Raw genomic sequence first — 23,028 nt, 5'->3', positions numbered from 1 at the left:
CTCCGATGCTAGGTCTCGGTGGCCAGCAAAGGGAGGAAGAACGGTCCATGCCGCGCCTGATCATGCGTTTCGATCTCCGCAACGTCGCGCAGGAACGCAACGCGGAACTCTACCGCACGGCTCTGGACATGGCGGCCTGGGCCGAGGATCGCGGCTTCGATGGAGTTCAGCTTGCCGAGCATCATGGCAGCGACGACGGCTATGTGCCCTCGCCGCTGGTCTTCGGCGGCGCGCTTGCGGCACGCACCAAGCGGATGAAGCTGCGCTTCGTACTGGTGCTGCCGCTGTACGATCCGGTGCGGCTGGCCGAGGATCTCGCGGTGCTGGACGTGATCAGCGACGGGCGTGTGATTCCCATCCTGGCAGCGGGCTATGCGCCGCACGAGTTCGCGATGTTCGGCGTCGCGCTCGGCGATCGGCCGGCGCTCATGACGGAAGGCGTCGCTGCGCTACGCAAGGCATGGACCGGAAAGCCTTTTTTGCATCGCGGCCGGCCCGCGCGGGTGATGCCGCGGCCGATCCAGGGCGATGCGATGCCGATCTGGATGGGCGGATCTTCTCCGGCCGGCGCACGCCGCGCGGCGGAGCTGGCCGAACGCTTCTATTCCAACGACACCGCGTTGTGGGACATATTCCGTGCGCGCAAGCGGGCGCTCGGCACCGATCCCGGGCCGGCGCCGAATATCGGCCAGGGCTTCCTGGTGGTTTCCGAAGATCCCGATCGCGAATGGAAGCGAATGGGGCCGTGGATCGCGGCGGAGCTGGATGCCTATTCGAAGTTCGGCGCATCGGCGCGGCAGCTGATGGGCGATGTGATGGATGCGGAAGAAGGATCGGCCAAGCCGCCGATGGCGGTCGACTTGACGGCGATCCGGGCGATGAACGCCTATCCGATCCTGACCCCGGAAGAGACGGCGTCTTATGTCCGCGGCCTCGGCCCCGAGGACGAACTGGCCATCCATCCGTTGATCAGCGGCCTGCCCGCCGAAATCGCCTGGGAGCAGCTCGAAGCCTTCGAGCGGCACGCTCTGCCGCTGGTGCGCGACGGCTGAGCGGATCCTGGCGGGTTCGAGCGCGGGACGAGCAAGGCCGGGCTTGCTCCGGCTCCGTCCTTTTCGGACAATCGACGCTCGGGAGAAGGAGCTGCAGGATGGGCGAGGCCAAACGCTACAGCGGCGGATGTCTGTGCGGGGCATTGCGATGGGAGGCGGAGGCCGAGCCGCTTTATCAGGGCCATTGCTATTGCGCGGATTGCCGCAAGGCATCGGGATCGGGCTTCGTGCCCTATATGGGCTTCGCGGCGCAGGCGGTGACGATCACCGGTGATGCGCTGAGCTACGGCTCGCCGGCCGCCAATGGCAACATCGCGCTGCGCAACAGCTGCCCGACATGCGGCGGCCTCGTCTTCGGCGGCGAGCGCGGCAAGAGCGAGGAGTTCACCATCTACGCGGGCTCTCTGGACGATCCCTCGCAATTTCGGCCCAATGCCGCGATCTTCACGCAAGGCCGGCCCGATTGGGCGGCGATACCGACGCATTTCACGATCTTCGAACGGATGCCGCCCGACGCCGGATGAACTGCCTGTAGGCAGCCGTTCCGCCGCCGTTCATGACGAAAGGTGCATCCGCGGCGGCGAACCGTTGACGGCAGGCGGCGAGCGCGGGCCGCGTGGCGTCCGGGGTGAGGAAGCCCGGCATTCATGGAAATCGAAGTCAGCGCGGAAGCGAAGAACAAGCGGCTCAACAAGGCCGTGGCGATCACGGTCGTCATCCTCTCGGTCTTCACGGGCCTCTGCAACATCAAGGACGAGAATATCGTCCAGGCGATGCAGCAGGCAAAGGCGGATTCGGTCGATCGCTGGGGAGAATATCAGGCGACGCGCACGAAATTACACATCGCCGAGACGGCCCGTACCCAGATCCAGGTGATCGGTGCGGACAAGCCCAGCGAGGCTGCGAACGCCGCACTGCGGACGATAGACGAAGAAATCGCCAAATATCGGAAGGAAACGCCGAAACTGGCTGCGGACGCGAAAGGCTATGCCGATCAGTATGACGCGCTCAACGTGCACGACGATCAGTTCGATGCCAGCGATGCTCTGATCTCCACCGCCATATCCATGGCCGCGGTGGCGGCGCTGGTGGAAAGTCTCGGATTGCTGTCCGGTGCCTGGCTGTTCGGCGCGTTCGGCATCTTCATGGGGGTGTGCGGCTTTGCCGGCCTAGCCTTCCATCCCGACATTCTGAGCAACTTCCTGGGCTAGCCGCCGGCTTTGCATCGGCGCGCTCGATCCTCTAGGATGTTCATATTTCGTTCCAGGGAGGTGTCGTGGTCCAGCGTTCGGGAAGCGCCGATCTGCCGCTGCATGGCGGTCGCGTGCCGGCATGGCTGGCGCAGCGCATGGCCCGGCTCGGCGCGGTGATGGCGCAGGCGATCGTCCATCATTATGGGCGGGACGAGTTGCTGCGGCGGCTGGCGCAGCCCTTCTGGTTCCAGTCGTTCGGCGCCGTGATGGGCATGGACTGGCATTCCTCGGGGATCACGACAAGCGTGCTCGGCGCGCTGAAGCGGGGCCTCAATCCGATGGCCGGCGAGCTCGGTGTCCATGTCTGCGGCGGCCGCGGCAAGACATCGCGGCAGACGCCGGCGGAGCTGATTGCGGCGGGCGAGCGCAGCGGCATCGACGGCGATGCTCTCGCGCGCACCAGCCGGCTGGTCGCCAAGGTGGACAGCGCGGCGCTGCAGGACGGGTTCGATCTGTATCTCCACGGCTTCATCGTCACGGATGACGGCCATTGGACCGTCGTGCAGCAGGGGATGAACGACGAGAGCCGACGCGCACGGCGCTATCACTGGTTGTCCGAGGGACTCGAAAGCTTCGTCGACACGCCGCACACCGCCATCGAGGGGCGGACGGAGGGCCGGATCGTCAATCTGGCCGACCGGCGCGCCGCTTCCTCCCGGCAAGCGCAGCTCGATCTGCTGGCGGACTGGGGCCCGGACCGGCTGGCGCGCGAGGCTGCGGCGATCGAGCGGGGCAACAAGGCGCCCGCACTGCCCCCGGACGCCGCGCCGATGCTGCCGCACCTGTTCCTGCCCGGCCATCACGACGTGCGCGAGAGCGACGTGATCCTGCGCCGCCTTCATGGCACGCTCGCCGCGGCCGCAGAGCAGGGCCCGAAGGATTTTCCGGAGCTGCTGCTGGTGCCGGGCATCGGAGCGCGCACGGTGCGTTCGCTGGCGATGGTGGCCGAGGTGATTCATGGCGCGCCATGCCGTTTCGCCGATCCGGCACGCTTCTCGCTCGCCCATGGCGGCAAGGACAGGCATCCTTATCCGGTGCCCACCAAGGTCTTCGACGAAACCATCACCGTACTGAAACAGGCGGTGTCGAGCGCAAAGCTGGGCCAGGAGGAGAAGCTAGATGCCATCCGCCGGCTCGATGCGCAGGCACGGCGGTTGGAGCGGGATGCGACCGGCCCGTCGTTGCCGGCGTTCATCGCCGAGGAACGCCGGCGTTCCTTCGACTATGGCGGCCGATCGGTATTCGGCTGGGAACCTCCGGCGAGGGAGGATGACCGCCGATCTTCGTGACGGCGAGAAGGCTAGGCCACCGACACCCGCTCGGTATGGCGGAGTTCCGAACGGGCATGGCGAATGATCTGCCAGCCGCCGCTGAGGCCGAGCATGGCCATGATGGTGGCAACGATCAGGTCGGGCCAGGCGGTTCCGGTGCCGAACACGCCCGCGGCCGCAGCGAGCACGGCGAGATTGCCGATCGCATCGTTGCGTGAGCAGATCCATACGGAGCGCATGTTCGCATCGCCCGTGCGGAAGCTGTACAGCATCACGGCGACGCCGGCATTGGCGACCAGCGCCATGATGCCGATGACGCCCATCGTCTCCGCCTTCGGCACCCCGCCGCTCAGCGCATAGGCGACTGTCGACAAAACCACGCCGGCACCGAGCAGCGCCAACGACCAGCCCTTGAGCAGCGCGGCGCGCGCCCGCCAGGCCAGAGTCATGCCCGCGACGCCGAGGCTGATCGCGTAATTTGCCGAATCTCCCAGGAAATCGAGCGCGTCCGCCTGGAGCGATGCCGATCCCGCCGCGACGCCGGCCACAATCTCGGCGAGGAACATCGCCGCGTTTACGGACAGCGCGATCCAGAGAGCCCGGCGCCAACGGGGAGTGTTGCTATCCGGCGTGGAGGAACATCCATGATCATGGCAGCATCCGGCCATGTCTTCGTCCTGTCGATAAAGCCTGCGGCCCTTATGCACTGCATTGCTGCGATTTTCCTATACCGAATGCGCACGCTCCTTCGATTGAGCATGGACCGTTTACCGATATCGGGCTGATCCGCAGCGCGGACGGCGCGGCATCGGTACGTCGAAACCGCGCACTGAGCATGTCGCGTCCGCTGCTTTCGTGCCAAAGCGTCGGCGCAGGCGTACTGAAGGACAGCGAATGAGCGAATTGTTGATCGTGTTTCATTCGCTGACCGGCGGAACGCGCCAGATGGCCGAGGCCGCCGCCGCGGGGGCGCGGGAGGAGGTAGGCATCGCCGTTCGCCTGCTGGCCGCCGCCCGGGCCGGGCCGGAGGATGTGCTGGCGGCGAGGGGCTATATCTTCGCGACCCCGGAAAATCTGGCGGCTATGGCTGGTATGATGAAGGACTTCTTCGATCGCAGCTATTATCCGGTGCTCGATCGGGTCGCGGGCCGCCCCTATGGCACACTGGTCTGCGCCGGGAGCGATGGCGAGAATGCGGTGCGCCAGATTGCGCGCATCGCGACGGGCTGGCGGCTGCGGCCGGTGGCCGACCCGGTCATTGTCCGCACTCGTGCCCAGACGGCCGAAGCCATCATGGCGCCGAAGATCATCCCGCCGGACGGATTGGCGAAATGCCGTGAACTCGGCCTTTCGATCGCGACGGGATTGGCGATGGGAATATTCTGACGAGGATCGCGAACGGAGGAGGAAAATGACCGGTGCCTTGCCCGCCCGATCGACGCGGACCTCGCAGTTCATCCGCGCGACGCCCGAGCGCATTTATTCGGCGTTCGTCGATCCCGCCCTCCTCGTCGCGTGGCTGCCGCCCGCCGAAATGACCGGCCGCATCCACGCCTTCGATGCGCGCGAAGGCGGCGGTTATGTAATGTCGCTCTTCTATCCGCCCGAAGAGACCGTGTTTCGCGGCAAGACGGCGGAACGCGAGGATCGGGTCGAGATACGCTTCGTCACGCTCGATCCGCCGCGCCGCATCGTGGAGGCGGTGCATTTCGTCTCGGACGATCCCGCCTTTCAAGGGGAGGTGACGCAGAGCATCCTGATCACGCCAGGCGAAGGAGGCGCCGAGGTGACGCTGAGCTTCGACAACCTGCCGCCCGGAATCCGTGCGACGGACAATGACGAAGGCGCGAGACTGAGCCTTGCCCAGCTCGCTCATCTGCTCGAAGAACGCTGATCGGTCTATCTCTGCGACTGCTCAGGTCGATCGGCGAGGTGGCGCGAAGGCGCAGCAGATCGTCAACAGCAGAAGCGGCGTCAGGAATTCGCGATGCCGCTCGGCGAATTCGAACCAGACGCCGAACAGCAGCAGCTGAAGCAATCCTGCCAGCACGAGCAACAGCAGCACGCGGACCGGCGGCGTCGTCCGAAAGGCCGCTGCCGCGCCGCTGGCGAGCAACATGATGTGCGACAGCTGCGCGACCGGAAACAGTAAAGCGAGCGCGCGCGGTGCCGGTGCCGGGGTCATCCCCGACAACCGGCTGACGCCGAACTGGCCGACGCCCATCGCGCGGACGAACTTGGTCACCGTCAGGCGGACGAAATCGGCAGGATGGGTCGTTATCCACTGTTTCGCCATCGCGCCGATAGCACGGCCATATTCCAGCTCCGGCAAGCCACGCAGCGCCGCCGGCGGCGCCATCCAGTTCCCCGTGGCCGCCGGATTGTTCCCGATCCATAAGCCGATCGGCGCCGTCGTGGTAAGCGGTACGAAAGCGCCCAGCACCAGCCAGTTGCGTACCCACCAGGGCAGCATGACGAGTATCGCGACGGGCAGAGCCGACAGGCCGACCGCCATCATCCTGCGAAGCGGCACGAAGCGTACCAGTACGACACCGAACAACAAGGCGAGCGGTGCCAGCCCCGGCTGCGTCAGTGCAAGCAGCGCCGCGGTGACGCCGATGGACAGTGCCGCACGCAGGGTGCTGCCTCCCCGCTTCGTCGCAACCAGCCACTCATGCGCAAGCACCAGCACGAGGAGCGTGCACATTCCCTCCTTCTGGGCAAGAGGGGCCGAGAGCAGCACCGAGGGCCAGAGCAGGTATAGCCATGCAGCGGCCCGGCCCGCGCCTTCGCGATCCAGCAGCTTTCCGATACGCCAGATCATGAAGGCCGCCGCTGCGTCGATCAACGCATTCAGCGCCATGAGCGAGACGATCGCCGATCCGAAGCAGCCGATCCATCCCGCCAACAGCAGCGCATAAGCCGGTGGATACAGCGCATGCAGGGTAGATCCGATATAGGGCTCGTAGACTTCCAGCCCCCGCCCCGCGAGCACGCTGCCGGACAGCCGCAGATAATAGAGCGCGTCCCCGGCAGGAGCCCGCCCCGCGAAGAGGATGGCCACGAAGATGCGCGCGACGCCTTGCACCAGCGTCAGCTCGATCAGCCGCGGCTTGGACTGCGATCGTTCGGCTATCGGAAAAGCGAGCCATGCCGCGATAAGCCAGATGAGAACGAGGCCCCAGCCGAGCGGTGACGCTCCCCACCGACTGATGAGCCCGGGCGTCGAGGCTACTCCGTAGCCGGCCAGCACGGACAGAAGGAAGGCGATCGCGTAGCCGAGCCAACGATCGGCCGCCGGCTCCCGCGCGGGACGTCCATCTTCGGACATGGTGGTCATTCGCCGACCCGCGGCCGTGTGTCGACGGAAGCGGCGGCACAGTCGGTTGATCGGCGTCTTTTCGGCACAATCGCTACCCGTCGCGTATCGGTCGCTCCTCGCCCAGATTGCTGATGCACGGCGAGTCTGTCCAGACCGCCGCATGGCCGCTGATGGCTAAACCAGGACAATTAAAGGGACGTATCCGATCGATCCCGACATCGCACTCCCAATGCCCGCAAAGCCTCGACCAGCGTCTCGGCTGCGAACGGACGTGCGAGCGTTGCCGTGCGGCGGTCACCGTCGAAGCGCGGCGCGATCGGGACCACCGGTCTAGCCACGATCAGCATCGGCAAGTCCTGACGCATGGCTCGTATTTCCTCAGCCAGCGCCAGACCGCGCCCGTCGTCGAGTTCTCCGTCGAGGATCAGCGCACTGTAGGAACCGGCAGAAGCCCGCAGCTTGTTCAGCGCCTCCGCCGCGGTCACCGCCTCGTCGACCGCGAGACCGGCCCCGCTGAGCGCCTCGCTCACCATCATCCTGGTCCGGGGATCGCTTTCCACGATCAGGACGCGCCCGCTCGCCCCCGCGTCGAGGATGTCGCGCACCCGCGCCGACAGTGCCTGATAAGTGAAGGGTTTCGCAATCATCTCGACACCCGCGTCGAGCCGGCCGTTATGGACGATCGCGTTGCGCGTATAGCCGCTGGTGTACAACACCTTCAGATCCGGCCGGATCTCCCGCGCCCGCTCGACAAGTTCGCGGCCGGACATATGAGGCATCACGACGTCGGTGAAGAGCAGATCGATCGCCAGATCCTCCCGGGCGATCAAGCGCAACGCCGCAGCCCCGTCATGAGCGGCGAGCACCTGATAGCCAAGCTCGCGCAGTATCTCGATCGTATAGGCCCGGACATCGTCATCGTCCTCGGCGACGAGGATCGTCTCGGACTGCCCCTGGCCGGGTGCCGCGACGTCCGTCGGCTCCTCCTCCCCCGCGGCTTCGCGCATCAGCCGGGGCAGATAGATCTTGATCGTCGTCCCCGCCCCTTCTTCCGAATAGATTTTCACATGGCCGCCGGACTGTTTGACGAAACCATAGACCATCGACAGCCCGAGCCCGGTACCGCGGCCGACCTCCTTGGTGGTGAAGAAAGGTTCGAAGACGCGCGACAGTGTTTCCCGCGACATGCCCATGCCGGTGTCCGAAACGGCGATCACGACGTAATTTCCGGGCGCCACCTCGGCATGGGCTGCCGAATAGCTTTCATCGAGCCGGGCATTCGCGGTCTCGATCGTCAGCTTGCCGCCGTCCGGCATCGCATCGCGTGCGTTGACCGCGAGGTTGAGCAGACAATTTTCGAGCTGGTTGGGATCAGCCTCGATCCGCCACAGCCCCGGCGTCGTCACGATTTCCAGGCGGATCGTTTCTCCCAGCGCGCGATTGAGCAGATCCGACATGTTCGAGACCAGGCGATCGACATCGATCGGCTTGGGCGCAAGCGGCTGCCTTCGCGAAAATGCGAGCAGCCGCTGGGTCAGCGAGGCGGCACGTTCCGCACCCTTTTGCGCATTGTCGATCGCGCGCCGCACACGCTCTTCGTCGCCCCGGTCGAGGCTACGGCGCACCATGTCCATATTGCCGGTGATGATCGTCAGCAGATTGTTGAAATCGTGCGCGACGCCGCCGGTGAGCTGCCCCACCACCTCCATCTTCTGCGCCTGGCGGAGAGCCTCGGCCGCGATCTCGCGTTCGGCGACTGCTTCGGCAACGCGGCGCTCCAGCGTGTCGTTGAGCTCGCGCAGCTCCTCCTCGGCTCGCCGCCGTTCGTCGATCTCACGCTTGCCCGCCTCATACAGCCGGGTGTTGTCGATCGCGATCGATGCCTGCGCCGCGATGCCTACCATCAGCCGCTCGTGCCGCGCATCGAAGCGCCCCGGCTCGGGGTGGCCGAAGAACAACCCGCCCAGCACATCGCCGTTGCGCGAGGCGACCGGCACCGCAAGATAGCTGCGGACAGGCAGATGCCCCTCCGGCATCCCCCGCCACGGTGCATTGCGGCCATAGCGCGGGTCCTCGAGAATGTCGTCCGACCGCACCACCTCCGTTCCCTCGAAAGTCGGCGCGAATACCGCCGTGTTGCGCGGCATCGGAAAATCCCTGAATGCCTCGCGATCGACCCCGGACAAGGTGTAAAGCATGTAGCTGCCCCCCTGCCCGTCCGGAACATTGTAGAAGAAGGCGCCAAATCCAGCGCCGGTCAGCTCGACACCAGCGTCGGTGACCATCTGCACGATGCGCTCGACATCGAGTTCGCCAGCCAGCGAAGCGCCGCTGCGGTTGAGCGTATCGAGCGTCCGGCTTTCCTCGCGCAAAGCCGACTCGGCCCGCATCCTTTCCGATACGTCGGAACCCTCCACGAAAATGCCGGTCACCGCTCCGCTTTTGTCGCGAACGGGCTCATAGATGAAATCGAGCACGAAATCCCGTATCCGCCCGCTGTCCGGATCCTTCAGCCGCAGCGGCATACCCTCGGCAACAAAGCGCTCACCCGTCGCAAAGACCTGGTCGAGCTTTTCGAAGAAGCCTTGCCCCGCCGCGTCCGGCAGTACCTCGCGCACCGGCCGCCCCACGAAGTTACGCTTGCCGAATAGAGCCATATAGCTCGCATTGGCGAATTCGAAGACATGCTCCGGCCCGTTGAGTATGGCGACGAAGCCTGGCGCCTGCTCGAACAGTCCGCGGAGCCGGAGTTCGCTCCCCCTGATTTCCTCCGCCATCTGCCGTCGCAGCCGGGCCGCGGTCAGGTTCGAACTGACCCGCGCGACGAGCTCGCGCCCCGCGAACGGCTTGGTCAGATAATCGTCAGCACCCGCCTCCAAGCCTTCGATGCGGGATTCTTCGCCAGCGCGCGCGGAAAGCAGAATGACGGGCAGGTCCCGCAAGTCCCGATCGTCGCGGATCGCGGCGAGCAAGCCGAAGCCGTCGAGCCGCGGCATCATCACATCACTCAACACGAGTTCCGGCCGCTCGCGCCGGATGGCTGCCAACGCAGCCTCGCCATCCGCTACCAGCTCCAGGCGATGACCGAGCGGCGTCAGCAGGCGGCGAACATAATCCCGCATGTCGGCATTGTCGTCCGCGACGACGATACGCCCGCCTTCCCGCATAGCCTCCCGATCGAGGGTCGCTGCCTCTTGCGCATAATCGCCCGCGGCCTCCGGCAGCCAGCGCATCGCTTCCTCGACGAAGGCCCGGGGACGGATCGCCTGGTCGGACGGGGAGGCTCCCTCCATGATACGGTCGGCGGGCAGATGCGCCGCACCGATCGGCAACTGCACCGTGAAGCTCGAGCCGCGGCCGACCTCGCTCTCCACCGTGATTGTGCCACCGTGGAGTCGCACCAGTTCATGCACCAGCGCAAGACCGATACCGCTGCCCTCCTGGGTACGCCCACGCTGGCCTTCGATGCGATGAAAGCGGTCGAACAGCCGTGGCAACTCCTCGGCCGGTATACCGACGCCGCTATCCTCCACCTTCAGCACTATCTCGTGCTGTGACCGCGCAGACAGCGCGACCCGAATGCCGCCCGCCAGCGTATATTTGAAAGCATTTGACAGAAGGTTGAGGACGATCTTTTCCCACATGTCGCGATCGACATAGGAGGGCACGCCAAGCGATGGACAATCGACATCGAGCGACAGCCCCGCGCGGTCGCAGGCCGCGCGAAAATTGCTCGCGAGGTCGGCGGTGAGCGCGGCAAGATCGACGGGCTCGAACCGCGCCTCCACGCGTCCTGCCTCTAGCCGTGCGAAGTCCAGCAGGCTGTTGACCAGGCGCAGCAGCCTCAGGCCGTTGCGATGGGCTACCTCGGCCAAGGCGCGGGATTCCGCATCCAGTGGCGTGTCCTCCTGCGCCAGCTCCTCGAGCGGGCCGAGCATCAGCGTCAGCGGCGTACGGAACTCGTGGCTCACATTGGAGAAGAACATGGTCTTGGCGCGATCGATTTCGGCAAGCGCCTCCGCGCGACTCCGCTCCCTCTCATAGGCTTCTGCGGTCGCGATCGCCGTGCCGATCTGGCCTGCCACAAGGGAGAGGAAATCGCGATAATCCGCATTGAGCAACCGCACCGGGCTGAGCCCGACCAGCAGCATGCCGACACCGCCCGACGCCGGTATCGGCAACAACGCCGCCGAACTGGGCTGCCGATCCCAGGCGCCGCTGGGAACGTCCAGCGCGCCCTGCCCATGCAGATCCAGCAGTTGGGGATGATCGAAGCCAGCGGACATGTCCGGCCACAGCATGTCGCCCGGGCCAATCCGGTCCGGCGCCAGTCTGTGCCCCGCGTCGATTCCGCTGGTTGCTGCCAGGCGCAGCGCGTCGGAGCCTTCCTCGCCCATATAGATCGCCGCGAAGGGCACATCGCGCGGATTGGCTCCGATCGCCTCGGCGCTCAGGCGGCAGGCATCATGCCGGCTTTGCGCACCCGCCGTCTTGGCCGCGATATCCCGCAGCAGCGCAAGCTGCCGCTCGCCGAACACACGCTGGGTATCTTCTGTATTGGCGCAGATGATCCCGCCGGGCGTACCATCATCGTCCGGAATCGGGCTGTAGGAAAAGGTGTAATAGGTCTCTTCGGGATAGCCGTTGCGCTCCATGATGAGGAGCTGCTCCTCCACATAGGTGCCTTCAGTGCCACCCATGGCAGAATCGAGCATTGGCCCGATATCGTGCCAGATCTCGCTCCACACATCCGACGTGGGCTTTCCCAGCGCCCAGGGATGCTTTCCGCCGATGATCGAGCGATAGGCGTCATTATAAAGGAAAGTGAGCTCGCGGCCCCAGCCGATCCAGATCGGCTGGCGAGACGTCAGCATGATGCGTACGGCCGTCTTGAGGCTCTGTGGCCAGCGATCCGGTCTGCCCAGCGGGGTTGATGTCCAGTCGAACCCGCGCATCAACCCTGCGAGCTCGCCCGGTCCGGCCATCACGTCCTGCGCGCCCCTCGCCAGCCGTGGTGTCGGAGCGCCGATCATGGGCGCAATTCTGCCATGGCATGCCTGACGTGCGAACCGTTGCACCGCAATAGTGGCTTTTCACGCTCGACGAATGCAACAAGCTGCTGCATCTGATCGGAAAATGCTGCAGCCATTACCCCCAACCTTCGTCTCGTGCCGTGAGGGCACGCGAACGCTTCGCGAAGAAGGAAAGTTCCCTCTCGCGAGCAATGGGTTACGGCGGAATGAGCGGCGTAGGTTATCGGCGCCGGGTCAGCTCCCGACGACGCGGTGAAAATCAGCTTGGCCGCGGTTTGCGATTCGGGCGACCGTCGCCCCGCGGCGGCCGGCGATTATCGTCACCGTCACGTTTCATTGGCGGACGCCCCTGGAAAGGCGGCCGCCCCGCCGCATCGCGCGGCCCGGTGCTGCCGCGCGCGGGCAGACCGCCGGCTTGACCGCTGGAAATCGAGTAGCCTTCCTTGAGCAGGCGCGAGAATGCCGCTCGCACGCTGGCCGTGATCGCGGCCTGCAGCTCGGGCGGAAGGTCTGCAAAGGTGGTGTTGGCATGGATCGCATTGAGATCGCGCAGCAATGTGTTGGGCAGCCCCTTCGAGGCCGTCTTGAGTGCTGCGATGGAATCCATGACTGCGGAGAACATGATCTCCTGCATCACGTCGGTTGCTGACTTGACCATGGCCCCCTGTAGCGGCGCTCTACGTCTTTGTCGCGTCTCGCTTCGATGACTTGCGAGAAAGTTTTCCACCCCGCGAGTTCATGTGCAAGAAGGGGAGGCGGCGCGCGCCCGCCTCCCCATTCAGGCCGTCATCGACAGATGCGCACGCGATGGTGATGGCGCCATTCCCACCAGCAACGGCGGTGATGGCCGTACCAGCGTCGATCCCAGCCATGATGTCGACCGCGATCCCAACCTCCGTGCCATCTCCGGTCGTGTCGATAGTCGCTGCGATAATGGCCGCCGTCATGCCAGCGGCCGCCGCGATCATGATGCCGGCCTGGATGATAATCGGCCTGGGCAGCGGTGGCTCCGCCAATCGTCGCAAATGCCAGTCCCGCCGCCGCGATGAGGGTTTTGAGTGTCATCAGGGTCATCCTTTCTCGCCCTGTCATCGGGCAAGGCGCATGGTAAGCGCGCCCGTTAATCGCAACGCTGAACGCGATTGTTGGCTCCGGTTAATATATTCCGCAGCGGTCGCGAGGTTTTAGCGGACGATGATCGGCAAACGGACCCAGCCGATCTGGAACTCGGAAATCGCGCGCTCTCCCGCCTCCATGTCCAGCTCATAATCGGGAAAGCGGCGCAGCAGCTCCTCGACGATCAACCGCCCTTCCAGGCGGGCGATATGGATGCCGATGCAAAAATGTGGACCCATGCCGAAGGCAACGACACGGCGCATGGAGCGATCCCAACGAAAGCGGTCCGGATCGTCGAACTCGCGATCGTCGCGATTGGCCGAAGCGGTGAGCAGCAGCACCCGCTCCCCAGCCCGCATTGCCTGTCCGGAAATCTCCCCATCGATCTTCAGGGTGCGGCCGAACCATTGCGCCGGCGCGCAAAAACGAATCATCTCCTCGAACGCGCGTCCGGCGTTGGCGGCGGGGTCTGCCGCCACGGCGGCGCGCTGGTCCTTGGCCAGCCACAGTTCGATCAGGCCGCCCGACACCACCTTCGGCAGCGATTCGGTACCGCCGATCAGGATGGAGATGAGTTGCTGCCCGATCTCCTGGTCGCTGAGCGGCCCACGCCCCGGCAGGCGCGCAGCGATCAGCCCGTCGATCATGCGCGGATCGCCGGTGAGCCCGCCAGCGCGCCGTCTCGCTACCGCCGCCGTCAATATCGCGTTGAGTTCGCCGACGGCCGCCCATCCGTCCTCGGACATGCCAGGTTCGCCTGGCTTGCGCGCCACGGATCGGTTCACGAGTGCGATCAGCTCGGGGATGTCCTCGGCCGGCAGGCCGACGATGTGACAGGCGGCTCCGGCCGAGACATGGCTGGCGAGATCGAGATTGGCATCGAGCCGTCCCTGCTCCTCCAGCAGATCGAGTCGCCTGTTCACGATCGCGCGGAGCATCGGCTCGAACTTGTTCACCGACCCAGGCATCAGCGATGCGCCCATCGCGCGGCGGACGTCGCCGTGCACCGGCGGGTCCAGATTGTTGAAGATCGCCAGCGGCTCGATGCTGGCCACCGGAACCGTCCCTGCCGTCGGCGCCAGCAGCAGCTCGCGCGCGAACACCTGCCCTTCCGCCTCGGTGAACCGCTCGCGGTCGAGGAACAGCGACCACACGTCGGCAAAGCGCGCTATCGCCCAGCTACGATATTGCGGCAACGGATAGACGGGCCACGCGTCGCGCAGCTGCCGATACAAAGGCTGCGGATCGGTCATCGCCTCGATCGAGAAGGGGTCATAGGTGAATTCGGGGCGGACGGATGCCATGCCATTCATGCCTTATGTGTCCTTCCCCCCGATCGTGCCATGCGCGATCTGCTGCATCCTAGGCTCCTCACCGGCCGAACGGGAGGGGCGTGACTATTGGCAGCGTGCGGACTTTCGCAATCCGCCCACGAAAGGACCAACGCCGCTACGCTCGGAAAGAGGGGTAGACCCGGCCGAGCTATGGCCGCTAGGTGGCGATCCGTCCGAGTATTTGCCGCATGCGCCGTTCCATCGCCCTCCTCACCTGGTTCCAGCGCCGGGTTCGCGCCAGCGACGCGATGTTCATACTGCTCGCGGTCGCGATCGGTTCGGCGGCAGGATTGCTCAGCATCCTGCAAGGGGCCCTGGCGCGCACCATGCAGCATTTCCTCTTCTGGCTGCCCAGCGACACCCGGCTCAGCGCAGCGCCCGCCCTGTCGGTACCCATATTGCTGGCCTTACCGGTCGGCGGATTGCTGCTCGCCGGCTTTTCAACGCTGGTCCGCGCGCGGCGGCGGCGGCTGGTCGACGCGGTGGAGGCCAATGCGCTGCACGGCGGGCGGATGTCGCTCGGCGACAGCCTCGTCATCTCCGGCCAGACGATCCTGTCCAATGGCTTCGGAGCCTCGGTCGGGCTCGAAGCCGCTTATGCCCAGCTCGGCTCGGCGACGGCATCGATCGCCGGTACGGCGCTGCGACTTCGGCGGGCGGATCTGCGTCATCTCGTCGGGGCGGGCGCAGGCGCCGCCATCGGCGCTGCTTTCGGTGCGCCGCTCGCCGGCGCCTTCTACGCCTTCGAGATCGTGATCGGGGCCTACACACCTTCCGCTCTGGCACCGGTCGCTGCCGCGGCACTCAGCGGCACGCTGGTCGCGCAGCTGGTCGGCGCCCAGCCCTATCTCATAAACACCGCAGCCGGCGCGCCGATCGAAACGCATCACTACCTGATCTACGCCGCGCTCGGTGCGGTATGTGCGCTGATCGGCATCGCGCTCATGCAGGCCGTGACACTCGTCGAAAACGCGTCGCGACGGCTGCCCACGCCGGATTGGATGCGCCCGGCGATCGGCGGCCTCCTGCTGATGCCGATCGCGCTCGTCTCGCCTCAGGTGCTCTCGGCCGGCCATGGCGCGCTCCATTCCGACCTGGCGCTGGGCGTGCCGATCACCTTCATCACGACCATCTTCCTCGCCAAATCGCTCGCATCGATCATTTCCCTCGGCTTTGGCTTTCGCGGCGGCCTGTTCTTCGCATCCCTCTTCCTCGGTACGCTGATCGGTCACATCTTCGCGGACAGCCTCGCTCTCGTCGTCGGCAGCACGGTGATAGACCCCCGCAATGCTGCGCTGGTCGGCATGGCGGCGCTGTCGGTGGCGGTGATCGGCGGACCGATGACGATGGCCATGCTCGTGCTGGAAGCGACGCACAGCTTTTCGCTCACCGGCGCGGTGATCGCAGCCTCGCTGGTATCGACCAGCCTGGTGCGCGAGCTGTTCGGTTACTCCTTCTCCACCTGGCGCCTGCATCTGCGAGGCGAAGCCGTGAAGAGCGCACGCGACGTCGGCTGGATCCGCACTCTCACCGCCGGCAGCATGATGCGCCGTGAAACCGCTGCCACGCCAGCCGACATGAGCATTGCCGAGTTCCGCCGCCGCTTTCCGCTGGGCTCCACAAGCCGGGTCGTGCTGGTCGACGGTCAAGGTCACTATGCCGGCATCGCCATTCCGCCGATGGCTTTTGCCGAACATCTCGATGTGGAGGCGCCCATTGCCAGCATCGCGATCGCGCGGGAGACTTCACTGGCTCCCGAGATGAACGTCGTCGAGGTGATGCACGCTTTCGACGCGACCGGCGCCGACGAGCTGGCAGTCCTGAAGCCGGACGGCAGCGTGCTCGGCCTGCTCTCCGAAAAATATGTCCGCCGGCGCTATGCCGAGGAAATGGAGAAAGCCCAGCGCGAACTCTTTGGCGAAACCTGACGGCGCGCGAGGGTCGCAAAGGGTATACGCCGCTGCAACCAACGGCTAGGTTCCATCCATGGACCCGCAAGCGCCCAGGCTGCCGGTACGCGCATCGCGGCAGCGTTCCGTCGTCCGCGACAGCCTCATCGGAGCGGCTGTCGGCGGTCTCGTCGGCCTCGTCATAGGCCTTGCCCTCGTCTGGAAGACGCTGGCTCCCGGCACGTCCGCGGGCTCGCGCGACCTGCTCGGCATCATTCTCGTCGCGGCAGCGGCAGCCCTCATCGTGCTCACCGTCACCGAAGCCCGCGCGCGGACACGCGAAAAGGCCGAAGAAGACAAGCGGCGCAGCTTCTATCGCAACGCGCTACGCGAGATCATGACTACGCTCGACGAATTCGAGGATGCGCCGGACGCAAGGAAGCGCCCCCTGTTCGATACGCTCACCCGCTCGATCGGAGAGCTTGAGGAACATCGCGCCTATCTGCCGCCGCGCACGGGCGAGGAGAACGCCGCCATCTTTCGCATCGGCCGGGTCTGGAACCACGCGCTCGGGGCCGCCCGCCTGGACGATCCCGCGCTGACCGACCGCGATCGCCTCATCGGCAACAATGCCCTGCGCGAAGCCTTCGTCGCCACGCGCACCCAGCTTACCCGCAGCCTTTCCGTTTTTCAGCGCTGAGGCGTGCCTTCCGCTGTCATGCCGCTGCGCTAAGTCGGCATGATGGGGGCAGATGATTCGAACCGGCGCAGCGGCACACCCGGCGAAGTATTTACGGCGTTCCTGCGCCTCGGCCTGACCTGCTTCGGCGGGCCGATAGCCCATCTCGGCTATTTCAGCAGCGAGTTCGTCCTGCGGCGGCAATGGATCGACGAGGCCGGCTATGCCGAGTTGGTCGCGCTCTGCCAGTTCCTGCCCGGGCCGGCATCCAGCCAGACCGGCTTCCTGCTCGGTTGGCGGCGGGCCGGCGCATTCGGCGCGCTGGCCGCGTGGACAGGCTTCACCCTGCCTTCGGCGCTCGTCATGCTGGCACTCGGCTTCGGCGTCACGCATCTCGACGGGCCGATCGCGATCCATGCCATCCACGGTCTCAAGCTCGTCGCGATCGTCGTCGTCGCCCACGCCATATGGGGCATGGCGCGGACGCTGACCCCGGACGCACGACGCCGCGCCATCGCCCTTGCCGCGCTGCTGATCGTTGCGCTGTCGGGCAGCAGCTTCGCCCAGCTTGCCGCGATCGCACTCGGTGCCGTGCTCGGCCCTGTGCTTTGTCGCAATTCTGCCGTCCCGCCGGCCGATAGTCTCCCCCCGCCGCTCAACCGCCAGGCCGGCACCGTCCTGCTCGCGCTGTTCGCCATTCTCCTGATCGGCGCCATCGCCTTCGCCGGGATCGCCGATCGGTCCCCTCCCGGCCTGTTCGCGCTCTTCTACCGCTGCGGTGCGCTCGTCTTCGGCGGTGGCCACGTCGTGCTGCCGTTGCTTCGCACCGAGCTGGTGCCGAACGGCCTCGTCAGCGAGGGCGACTTCCTCGCCGGCTACGGCGCGGCGCAGGCTCTGCCGGGGCCGCTGTTCACGCTTGCCGCCTATCTCGGTGCCGTCGCAGGCGGGTCGGCGCTCGCTGCCGGCGCGGCTCTGCTCGGTATCTTCGCGCCCGGCCTGTTGCTTGTTTCGGGCGCCTTGCCGTTCTGGGCGACGCTTCGGACCAGCCTCCTGTCACGATCCATCGTAGCCGGCGTGAATGCCGCCGTCGTCGGCATTCTCGCCTGGGCGCTGTACGACCCGCTCTGGACCACGGGCATCGCATCGGTAGGCGACGTGGCACTGGTAGCAATCGGCCTCACGCTGCTGCTGCGATGGCGCGCGCCACCCATCCTCATCGTCGTCCTGCTTGCCGTCGGCTCGATCCTGCTCGGCACGGCCCCTTAGTCAGCGGTCACTGCGGTCATCGCAAAGCGCACCGATCGCCTGGGATCGGCCACCCACCAGAGCAGGCTCGCAACCGCCCGGCCGCATCGAGAAGCGATAGGAGCCTTCATATCCAGCACATATCGATCGAGCAGCGCATCCCACATCAAGGGCAGTCCCGCGGCGGCGCGCGTTCGAACCGGATCATCTGGCCATCGCTTGCCGGAACGGCGATCGCCTCCATTTCGGCCGGCTGGCGAACGCTATGCCACTGCCCGTTGCCGTACCGTTGCAGCGGAAAGAGCCCGGGCGGGCTCGACGACGCGAGCCGGAACCGATAGCCCGCCTGCTCGTGCATCAGCCGCACGGCCCGGCGTGGCGCAATTGCAAGACCGCCGAGCCGCGCCATCGAGAAATCATAAGCGATCGGCGCCAGGCTCTCCTGGCCGAAGCGGATACGCTGTCCGTCCAGCGCCATCGCAGGCGCGGCTTGCGCGATATAGCAGCCGACAACGGCGGACGTTGACGGGCCTGTGCCCTTATAATGAACGATCATGGATCCGAATGCGCCGATCGGCAATGCCAGCAGGCCCAGCACCAGCGGCACGGGTATTTCGAAATCCGCACCGCCGCCCGATCATCTCACAGCCTCAATCCGCCACCACGCTGCATTCCCGCACCCAATTCGCGCCGTCCCTTGTAGCGCCCGGCAGGCCAGCCGACCAGCAACGGCGGCGTGCTGCCGGAAACGCCAGAGATGCCGCCGACCCTTCATGGTCGAAGGCGCGCACAGGCGCATCTCCGCAATGGTTTCGGGAGCACGCAATATAGTGGCAGAGACCATTTATGCTGCGCAACATGAAGATCCGAGGTCCGCACAATGAGCGGTTGACGCGTTTCGAAACGGGTTTAAGAGCAGGCCGTTAGCGTAATCCGTCGGCATCGACCGGCGACCCGATCGGAATTTAAAGCCCGATGTGACGGTCGCCACAGTCGATGCGATCGGTGTTGACCATTTCTACGCGCGTGGGCTTTGCTTCCGCGGGGTAGTGACGGGCGTCAACAGGTCGTCGCTCGAGATCACGAGGGGGGCAAACCACCCGTGCAGGACTTAGGACGAGGGTTGGAGATGTTCGACGAGATCGATTTGGCCTTTTACGAAAGACGCGCCCGCGAAGAGCGCGAGCGGGAACGTTCGACGAAGGATCGCGCCTCACAAAAAGTGCATCGCGAACTGGCCGAAGAATATGAATGCAAGGCACGCGCGCTGAGCCGAAACACGCGCTTCCCCGCCGCCACGGATTGATCGGCGCTTCGCGGGAGCCAGGCTCGCGGATGCCAGGCTCCTGCCGTCGACCGACAGGCATTCGCATGCGTCCGCGCTCAGGCCTTATTCGCCTGCACGTCGGGGAGGAAATGGTCGGCAAACCGCGCCATCAGCGGGCGCGCACCTCCCGTGAGTGCCAACAGCTTGCGCCTGGAATCGCGCGGATCACCACAGCGCACCAGCATGCCGCTCGCGATCAGCCGATCGATCGAACGCAGTGCCGACGTAAAGGGAACCCGGGCTGCAATGCACGCATCGCCCACGGATACAGATCGTCCCAAATACTCGTTGATGTAAAGGTCCGCCATGATTGCAAGTTCCGGCGCATGGGTCGGCGCGAGTTCCGCCCACCATTGCTGGGCGAGGTCCAGGAAACGCAACATTCGCTGCATCGCAAGCCGCCGCTCCGCATTGCAGAAATCAGCGGACGTGCGTCCTTCCTGATTGGCTCCGGTCGCCACATTGTCCTGACAGCGACCGTGAACGGGTAAATCGACGGTTTGAATGAAGACGGGATGCTGCAATGCCCGCCGATACGCAATCGCTGAACGATTTGATAGCGCCCCCTCCATAAAACTCCCCTTTCAATCGGGCTACCTTATGCAGCCAATTCAAAGGCGAAACGATCAAGAGTTGAGCATGATCCTGCCTTATCCCGATGATTTTGCTCCACTTTGAAGGGATAGTGTCAGTAAATACATTATCCCTCCAAAATGGATATTTGGCTTTCCTTGAAAAGACTTTATTAGCCATTCCGATCGCAGTCGGTGCAGTCAGCTTCCCATCTCGATAAAACGCGGATCATGAAGCGCACGATCCCTAAGCTAGGAAACGGGAGAGAGCATCCGCCGGACAACATCAGTAAGTTTAGGAAATATCGAATGTTACTGGAAATTAGCTAAAATAAATTACAGGATGTCTGCCACCGTCACGCAATCGTGCGGAAAGTATGGACTTTCTGATGCGGGCATGATGTTATGCATCTCCCATTACAAGGGGAAAAGCAGTGAAAGAACAGGACGATCAGGACAGCACCGTTCCAGACGTTGATGAGCGTCGTCGCGAATCTCTCAAGAGTCTCGGAAAGTTTGGTGCTGTCACCGGCCTTGCATTGCTCGGCATGATGAGCGCAACCAAGGCTCCGGCGGCGAGCCCCCCACCTCCGTGATCGGAAAACCCTTCTATTCTCCGTTTTATCTTCTCTCTTCTCATGAACGGCTGCAGCGGGCCGGCGCACGATGGCAACGCCCGTCTCTGGTGCTTTGCTGCGCAATAATCCGCTGCAGCCGTCGTTCATCGCCCGCATAGACGGGCGTAAGCATCATGCTCACACGTATTTTCTGGATCGCTGCGGCCGCCCCCTGGCGTCTCGCGATCGCGGCGCGCCCGCGTGGTGGGGATTGGCTGGCAGAAGAAATCGCGGGCTGGAAATCCGCGGGTATCGATCAAGTGGTGAGCCTGCTCGAGTTCGAAGAAGCCGAGTTGCTCGACCTCGATGCCGAGCCGGACACCTGCCGGCGCCTTGGCATCGGCTTCACCGCTTATCCGATCGCCGACGCCGATGTCCCGCCCTCCTTCGAGGAGGTGCGGTCGCTCGCATCCCGGATTGCGGATGGCTGCGCAGCTGGCGAGGCGATAGCGATCCATTGCCGTGCCGGGATCGGCCGATCTTCGGTCATTGCCGCGACCGCGCTGATCATTGGGGGCTTCGAGACGCAGGCGGCGCTCGACGCCATCGGCACTGCCCGCGGGGTGCAGGTCCCGGACACGCGCGAGCAGAGGGATTGGCTCTTCGGGTTCGAACGCCGCATCCGCGGATGAACGAGCGCTCCTCGACATCAGGCTTGCGCCGCACGCGTCGCAGTTCGATATGGCGGCGACGGAGACGGATATGCGCCGCATCTTGAGCCTCGGACTCATCCTCATCGGGGCGATGTCGGCCGCGGCCAGCAGCCGTACCGATCATCCCACCCCCGCATGTTCGCGCGTCTTCTTCGAAGCGGACAGCTTCCTCGTCTGCCGCTACGATCCGCAAGCCGATGCAATGCGCCTGATGCGGCGCGGTGCCGACGGGCGACCCGGCAGCCTGCCCGAGGTCGCAGCAGCGCTAGGCGCAGAGGCTGCCCATGTCCGCTTCGCCATGAACGCAGGCATGTATCATCCGGATCACAGTCCCGTCGGCCTCTATGTCGCCGCAGGGCGCGAGGAGCATCCGATCGAACGGGCGGAGGGTGTCGGCAATTTCTACATGCGTCCGAACGGCGTGTTCTGGACGGATGGCGCGGGTACTCCGCATGTCGACGAGACCGAGGCCTATGCTGCCCGCTTGCCGGACGCGGCCTGGGCAACCCAATCGGGCCCGTTGCTGCTCGCCGACGGCGCGCTCCATCCGGCGATCAGCGCCAATGGCCCCTCCCGCCTCATCCGCAACGCGGTCGGCATCGCAGGGACCAAGGCGTTTTTCGTGATCAGCGAGACGCCGGTCTCCTTCGGACGGCTCGCGCGCTTCTTCCGAGACCATCTCGGCTGTCGCGATGCACTCTACCTCTACGGCACCGTCTCCAGCCTATGGTCGACCGATCTCGCTCGACAGGACAAGCGCAGCGATCTCGGCACTTTCCTCGTCGTGCTTCGGCGATAGTCGTCACCATCAGGCGGATGGCGGACAGCCGCCTTGCGAAAGCGCCGCAAGCCAATTCCTCGATCCGGCCGGCGTGGGATGGATGCCATCTTCCGTCTCCACCCCACCAGCAAGCGGCACGAAACGAGCGCCGTGCTGCGTCGCAATGCCCTGGATCACGCGGTTCTCAGCCCGTACCGCGGCCGCGTCGAGGCTGCCGCCATGTCCGTCATGGGCGACATCGAAGGGCATCACGCCGACCAAGGTCAGCGACACCGGGCCGATCGCGTCGACCAGCTTTTTGTAAGCGGCTTCGAAATCGCCGATCGGCGTCGTGCGGCCGTTACGCGCATCATTGGTACCAAGCGCGACGAACACATGCGCGGGCCGCAGGAGCCGCACCAGCGTCACCGCCGGGCCGATCATCTCCTGCACGCGCGCCGCCGAGATGCCGCCATTGAACGTCGGGCGTCCGCACAGCGGCGGCAGCCATGCGAATTCGGTGATGCTGTCTCCGATCAGCAGTACCTGACCGTGCGGCGCCTTCATCGCCACCTCGCGCAGTGCGTAGCCGCGATTGTCGAAATAGATGCGATGCGTTACGCTTTGCGATGGCCGTAGCCGTGCCTGCCAGACGCGCCCAACCGCGATGCCGGCGATAAGGCAAATTGTGGCCGAAACCAATGTGATCAATGCCTTGCGCATGGTCATTCGGGTCCTTTCTCCGGCGCCTCCCAATCGCCTTTTCCGCCTGCTTGACAATGCTGCAGTGCGGGAGCAATCGCGGTTCGTCAGCCGACTCGCTGACGATCAGGAAAGCCATCCCAACCATGCCAAGCGACAGTAGTCGATTGTCTTCGCCGCTGGCGGCTACCGGCCGAGCCTGA

General features: G+C 65.1%; 22 protein-coding genes. 13 read left to right on the top strand and 9 right to left on the bottom strand.

All coding sequences use genetic code 11. The annotated features are described in order from the left end of the window. The first annotated feature begins 47 nt into the window (after positions 1-47). From GQY20_RS11035 to GQY20_RS11020, 4 genes are all read left to right on the top strand, one after another. Positions 48-1,052, top strand: coding sequence for an LLM class flavin-dependent oxidoreductase (locus GQY20_RS11035; RefSeq protein ID WP_157217124.1), 1,005 nt, complete (start codon positions 48-50; stop codon positions 1,050-1,052). A gap of 98 nt (positions 1,053-1,150) precedes the next feature. Beyond that, complete coding sequence (locus tag GQY20_RS11030) at positions 1,151-1,576, top strand: GFA family protein (protein WP_157217123.1); 426 nt, start codon at positions 1,151-1,153, stop codon at positions 1,574-1,576. A gap of 123 nt (positions 1,577-1,699) precedes the next feature. Continuing rightward, positions 1,700-2,263: a DUF4337 domain-containing protein gene (locus tag GQY20_RS11025; protein WP_157217122.1), complete on the top strand. Its 564-nt coding sequence runs from the start codon at positions 1,700-1,702 to the stop codon at positions 2,261-2,263. A 65-nt stretch (positions 2,264-2,328) separates the two neighbouring features. Then, on the top strand, positions 2,329-3,594 hold the full coding sequence (locus GQY20_RS11020; protein WP_157217121.1) for a DUF763 domain-containing protein: 1,266 nt from the start codon (positions 2,329-2,331) through the stop codon (positions 3,592-3,594). A gap of 11 nt (positions 3,595-3,605) precedes the next feature. On the opposite strand, the gene GQY20_RS11015 is transcribed toward GQY20_RS11020, so the two are convergent. After that, the gene (locus GQY20_RS11015; protein ID WP_157217120.1) at positions 3,606-4,244 is read right to left on the bottom strand and encodes a cation transporter; all 639 of its coding nucleotides are present in this window, start codon (positions 4,242-4,244) and stop codon (positions 3,606-3,608) included. 226 nt (positions 4,245-4,470) lie between these two features. On the opposite strand from GQY20_RS11015, the gene GQY20_RS11010 reads away from it, so the two are divergent. After that, positions 4,471-4,962: a flavodoxin family protein gene (locus GQY20_RS11010; RefSeq protein ID WP_157217119.1), complete on the top strand. Its 492-nt coding sequence runs from the start codon at positions 4,471-4,473 to the stop codon at positions 4,960-4,962. Positions 4,963-4,987: 25 nt separating this feature from the next. Continuing rightward, positions 4,988-5,470, top strand: a complete 483-nt coding sequence (locus tag GQY20_RS11005; RefSeq protein WP_157217118.1) for an SRPBCC domain-containing protein — start codon at positions 4,988-4,990, stop codon at positions 5,468-5,470. 21 nt (positions 5,471-5,491) lie between these two features. Here GQY20_RS11005 and GQY20_RS11000 read toward each other — a convergent pair whose 3' ends face one another. The 5 genes from GQY20_RS11000 to GQY20_RS10980 form a co-directional block, all read right to left on the bottom strand. Then, complete coding sequence (locus tag GQY20_RS11000; RefSeq protein ID WP_232475995.1) at positions 5,492-6,916, bottom strand: ArnT family glycosyltransferase; 1,425 nt, start codon at positions 6,914-6,916, stop codon at positions 5,492-5,494. 170 nt (positions 6,917-7,086) lie between these two features. Next, positions 7,087-11,931, bottom strand: coding sequence for a response regulator (locus GQY20_RS10995; RefSeq protein ID WP_157217117.1), 4,845 nt, complete (start codon positions 11,929-11,931; stop codon positions 7,087-7,089). 259 nt (positions 11,932-12,190) lie between these two features. Next, entirely contained in the window at positions 12,191-12,565 is a 375-nt protein-coding gene (locus tag GQY20_RS10990) for a hypothetical protein (RefSeq protein WP_408641084.1), read from the bottom strand. 152 nt (positions 12,566-12,717) lie between these two features. Continuing rightward, positions 12,718-12,996 (bottom strand): hypothetical protein, encoded by a 279-nt coding sequence (locus GQY20_RS10985; RefSeq protein WP_157217115.1) that lies wholly within the window; start codon positions 12,994-12,996, stop codon positions 12,718-12,720. A gap of 119 nt (positions 12,997-13,115) precedes the next feature. After that, positions 13,116-14,351, bottom strand: a complete 1,236-nt coding sequence (locus GQY20_RS10980; RefSeq protein ID WP_157217114.1) for a cytochrome P450 — start codon at positions 14,349-14,351, stop codon at positions 13,116-13,118. A 218-nt stretch (positions 14,352-14,569) separates the two neighbouring features. Here GQY20_RS10980 and GQY20_RS10975 point away from each other — a divergent pair, with 218 nt between their 5' ends. The 3 genes from GQY20_RS10975 to chrA are packed head-to-tail and all read left to right on the top strand — an operon-like array spanning position 14,570 to position 18,215. Then, complete coding sequence (locus GQY20_RS10975; RefSeq protein WP_157217113.1) at positions 14,570-16,309, top strand: chloride channel protein; 1,740 nt, start codon at positions 14,570-14,572, stop codon at positions 16,307-16,309. A 58-nt stretch (positions 16,310-16,367) separates the two neighbouring features. Further along, positions 16,368-16,970: a hypothetical protein gene (locus GQY20_RS10970; RefSeq protein WP_157217112.1), complete on the top strand. Its 603-nt coding sequence runs from the start codon at positions 16,368-16,370 to the stop codon at positions 16,968-16,970. Positions 16,971-17,009: 39 nt separating this feature from the next. Beyond that, positions 17,010-18,215: a chromate efflux transporter gene (chrA, locus tag GQY20_RS10965; RefSeq protein ID WP_157217111.1), complete on the top strand. Its 1,206-nt coding sequence runs from the start codon at positions 17,010-17,012 to the stop codon at positions 18,213-18,215. A gap of 145 nt (positions 18,216-18,360) precedes the next feature. On the opposite strand, the gene GQY20_RS10960 is transcribed toward chrA, so the two are convergent. After that, positions 18,361-18,801 carry a hypothetical protein gene (locus tag GQY20_RS10960; protein ID WP_157217110.1) on the bottom strand — a complete coding sequence of 147 codons (441 nt, stop codon included), beginning with the start codon at positions 18,799-18,801 and terminating at the stop codon, positions 18,361-18,363. 522 nt (positions 18,802-19,323) lie between these two features. Here GQY20_RS10960 and GQY20_RS10955 point away from each other — a divergent pair. Then, complete coding sequence (locus GQY20_RS10955; protein ID WP_157217109.1) at positions 19,324-19,500, top strand: hypothetical protein; 177 nt, start codon at positions 19,324-19,326, stop codon at positions 19,498-19,500. 77 nt (positions 19,501-19,577) lie between these two features. On the opposite strand, the gene GQY20_RS10950 is transcribed toward GQY20_RS10955, so the two are convergent. Further along, a complete protein-coding gene (locus GQY20_RS10950) occupies positions 19,578-20,093 on the bottom strand; it encodes a MarR family winged helix-turn-helix transcriptional regulator (RefSeq protein ID WP_157217108.1) in 516 nt (171 codons plus the stop codon). Positions 20,094-20,527: 434 nt separating this feature from the next. Here GQY20_RS10950 and GQY20_RS10945 point away from each other — a divergent pair, with 434 nt between their 5' ends. The 3 genes from GQY20_RS10945 to GQY20_RS10935 all read left to right on the top strand — a co-directional run bounded on the left by GQY20_RS10945 (position 20,528) and on the right by GQY20_RS10935 (position 22,162). Further along, complete coding sequence (locus GQY20_RS10945) at positions 20,528-20,689, top strand: hypothetical protein (protein WP_157217107.1); 162 nt, start codon at positions 20,528-20,530, stop codon at positions 20,687-20,689. 155 nt (positions 20,690-20,844) lie between these two features. Next, entirely contained in the window at positions 20,845-21,342 is a 498-nt protein-coding gene (locus tag GQY20_RS10940) for a protein-tyrosine phosphatase family protein (protein ID WP_157217106.1), read from the top strand. A 70-nt stretch (positions 21,343-21,412) separates the two neighbouring features. Further along, a complete protein-coding gene (locus tag GQY20_RS10935) occupies positions 21,413-22,162 on the top strand; it encodes a phosphodiester glycosidase family protein (RefSeq protein WP_157217105.1) in 750 nt (249 codons plus the stop codon). Positions 22,163-22,171: 9 nt separating this feature from the next. On the opposite strand, the gene GQY20_RS10930 is transcribed toward GQY20_RS10935, so the two are convergent. Further along, positions 22,172-22,852 (bottom strand): SGNH/GDSL hydrolase family protein, encoded by a 681-nt coding sequence (locus GQY20_RS10930; protein WP_198350909.1) that lies wholly within the window; start codon positions 22,850-22,852, stop codon positions 22,172-22,174. Between the last annotated feature and the right edge of the window lie 176 nt (positions 22,853-23,028).

It is taken from the genome of Flavisphingomonas formosensis, assembly GCF_009755815.1.
Taxonomy (GTDB): domain Bacteria; phylum Pseudomonadota; class Alphaproteobacteria; order Sphingomonadales; family Sphingomonadaceae; genus Flavisphingomonas; species Flavisphingomonas formosensis.
The sequence above is the reverse complement of the archived record's forward strand: the minus strand, read 5'-3'. Positions and strand labels throughout refer to the sequence as shown.

Bases quoted from the DNA above. Each gene is read 5' to 3' on its own strand.
- GQY20_RS11035 (WP_157217124.1), top strand. From the start codon at position 48: ATGCCGCGCCTGATCATGCGTTTCGATCTCCGCAACGTCGCGCAGGAA.
- GQY20_RS11030 (WP_157217123.1), top strand. From the start codon at position 1,151: ATGGGCGAGGCCAAACGCTACAGCGGCGGATGTCTGTGCGGGGCATTG.
- GQY20_RS11025 (WP_157217122.1), top strand. From the start codon at position 1,700: ATGGAAATCGAAGTCAGCGCGGAAGCGAAGAACAAGCGGCTCAACAAG.
- GQY20_RS11015 (WP_157217120.1), bottom strand. From the start codon at position 4,244: ATGGCCGGATGCTGCCATGATCATGGATGTTCCTCCACGCCGGATAGC.
- GQY20_RS11010 (WP_157217119.1), top strand. From the start codon at position 4,471: ATGAGCGAATTGTTGATCGTGTTTCATTCGCTGACCGGCGGAACGCGC.
- GQY20_RS11005 (WP_157217118.1), top strand. From the start codon at position 4,988: ATGACCGGTGCCTTGCCCGCCCGATCGACGCGGACCTCGCAGTTCATC.
- GQY20_RS11000 (WP_232475995.1), bottom strand. From the start codon at position 6,916: ATGACCACCATGTCCGAAGATGGACGTCCCGCGCGGGAGCCGGCGGCC.
- GQY20_RS10995 (WP_157217117.1), bottom strand. From the start codon at position 11,931: ATGATCGGCGCTCCGACACCACGGCTGGCGAGGGGCGCGCAGGACGTG.
- GQY20_RS10990 (WP_408641084.1), bottom strand. From the start codon at position 12,565: ATGCAGGAGATCATGTTCTCCGCAGTCATGGATTCCATCGCAGCACTC.
- GQY20_RS10985 (WP_157217115.1), bottom strand. From the start codon at position 12,996: ATGACACTCAAAACCCTCATCGCGGCGGCGGGACTGGCATTTGCGACG.
- GQY20_RS10980 (WP_157217114.1), bottom strand. From the start codon at position 14,351: ATGGCATCCGTCCGCCCCGAATTCACCTATGACCCCTTCTCGATCGAG.
- GQY20_RS10975 (WP_157217113.1), top strand. From the start codon at position 14,570: ATGCGCCGTTCCATCGCCCTCCTCACCTGGTTCCAGCGCCGGGTTCGC.
- GQY20_RS10970 (WP_157217112.1), top strand. From the start codon at position 16,368: ATGGACCCGCAAGCGCCCAGGCTGCCGGTACGCGCATCGCGGCAGCGT.
- chrA (WP_157217111.1), top strand. From the start codon at position 17,010: ATGATGGGGGCAGATGATTCGAACCGGCGCAGCGGCACACCCGGCGAA.
- GQY20_RS10955 (WP_157217109.1), top strand. From the start codon at position 19,324: ATGTTCGACGAGATCGATTTGGCCTTTTACGAAAGACGCGCCCGCGAA.
- GQY20_RS10950 (WP_157217108.1), bottom strand. From the start codon at position 20,093: ATGGAGGGGGCGCTATCAAATCGTTCAGCGATTGCGTATCGGCGGGCA.
- GQY20_RS10940 (WP_157217106.1), top strand. From the start codon at position 20,845: ATGCTCACACGTATTTTCTGGATCGCTGCGGCCGCCCCCTGGCGTCTC.
- GQY20_RS10935 (WP_157217105.1), top strand. From the start codon at position 21,413: ATGCGCCGCATCTTGAGCCTCGGACTCATCCTCATCGGGGCGATGTCG.
- GQY20_RS10930 (WP_198350909.1), bottom strand. From the start codon at position 22,852: ATGACCATGCGCAAGGCATTGATCACATTGGTTTCGGCCACAATTTGC.